Below are 1,386 nucleotides of genomic sequence, written 5' to 3'. Positions count from 1 at the left end.
CTCCCAAAGTTTGCTGCGCAAACCTTGGGCCCCGCCGTTGCGCTTCCACACCCCCATTCGTGCCTGCGGCACGAATCGCCCCCTGACTCAGGGGGTTGGGTCCCATCCATGTCGCAAGAGCGGGGTAAGCCGCGATGGTTGTTCGGCATGCCCGATAAACGAAAACGGCCGGGTCGCCCCGGCCGTTCGCGTATCCGGCGGTCGCCGGGCGCTTACTTCATCTGCGAAGCGACGAAGTCCCAGTTGACCAGGCTCCAGAACGCCTCCAGGTACTTCGGACGGGCGTTGCGGTAGTCGATGTAGTAGGCGTGCTCCCACACGTCGCAGGTCAGCAGCGGGGTGTCGTCGCCGGTCAGCGGGGTGGCGGCGTTGGAGGTGCTCGCCAGCGCCAGCGAACCGTCGGCGCGCTGCACCAGCCAGCCCCAGCCGGAGCCGAAGGTGGTGACCGCGGTCTTGGTGAACTCTTCCTTGAAGGTGGCGAAGTCGCCGAAGGCCTTGTTGATCGCCTCGGCCAGCTTGCCGGTCGGCTCGCCGCCGCCGTTCGGGGACAGGCAGTTCCAGTAGAAGGTGTGGTTCCAGATCTGCGCCGCGTTGTTGAACATGCCGCCCTGCGACTTGCGGATGATCTCCTCCAGCGACAGCTCGGCGAACTCGGTCCCCTCGATCATCTTGTTGAGGTTGTCGACGTAGGTCTTGTGGTGCTTGCCGTAGTGGAAGTCGATCGTTTCGCCGGAGATGTGCGGCTCAAGCGCGGTGCGGTCGTAGGGGAGGGCAGGCAGTTCGATCGCCATGGGGGACTCCTTTTGGCTGGGTGACTCGACGCCGGGCATCGCGCCCGGGTCATGGCTGAAGGGAGGCCGTCGCTGGCCGCCGGGAGGCGGCTGCATCGGGGACTCTGCGAAGGATTACAATGGGCGATTGTATCCCCACGCCCGTCGGCCGTGCCCATACCGGTTGCGGGAAAAACCATCCCAGGAGTGTCACATGTCCGTGCTTGAGCGGATCCAGGCCGAGGTCGAGGGTCATCCGATCGTGTTGTTCATGAAGGGAACCCCGCAGTTCCCGATGTGCGGTTTCTCCAGCCGCGCGGTGCAGGCGCTCAAGGAGGCCGGCGCCACCGAGCTGCACACCGTCAACGTGCTGGAGGACCCGGAGGTGCGCGCCAACCTGCCGCGCTTCTCCAACTGGCCGACCTTCCCGCAGTTGTTCCTCAACGGCGAGCTGATCGGCGGCTGCGACATCACCCTGGAGCTGTTCGAGTCCGGCGAGCTGGCGCGGATGATCGGCGAGACCCAGGCGGCGGGGGTGTCCACGGAAAGTCGCGGCTCGTGAGCGATCCGGCTTCGAACCCGGCGGCGCCCGCTCTCGACGGGCGCGCGGTCCTGG

General features: G+C 66.2%; 2 protein-coding genes. One reads left to right on the top strand and one right to left on the bottom strand.

Annotated features, from left to right (window positions below):
• Positions 1–212: 212 nt before the first annotated feature.
• Positions 213–791, bottom strand: a complete 579-nt coding sequence (gene sodB / locus FKV24_RS16810; RefSeq protein WP_141483202.1) for a superoxide dismutase [Fe] — start codon at positions 789–791, stop codon at positions 213–215.
• 193 nt (positions 792–984) lie between these two features.
• On the opposite strand from sodB, the gene grxD reads away from it, so the two are divergent.
• On the top strand, positions 985–1,332 hold the full coding sequence (gene grxD / locus FKV24_RS16805; RefSeq protein WP_141483201.1) for a Grx4 family monothiol glutaredoxin: 348 nt from the start codon (positions 985–987) through the stop codon (positions 1,330–1,332).
• The last annotated feature ends 54 nt before the right edge of the window (positions 1,333–1,386 follow it).

The sequence above is a fragment of the Marilutibacter maris genome (genome assembly GCF_006546735.2).
Lineage (GTDB): Bacteria > Pseudomonadota > Gammaproteobacteria > Xanthomonadales > Xanthomonadaceae > Marilutibacter > Marilutibacter maris.
Note: the sequence above shows the minus strand (reverse complement) of the source record. Positions and strands in the feature narration are given on the sequence as shown.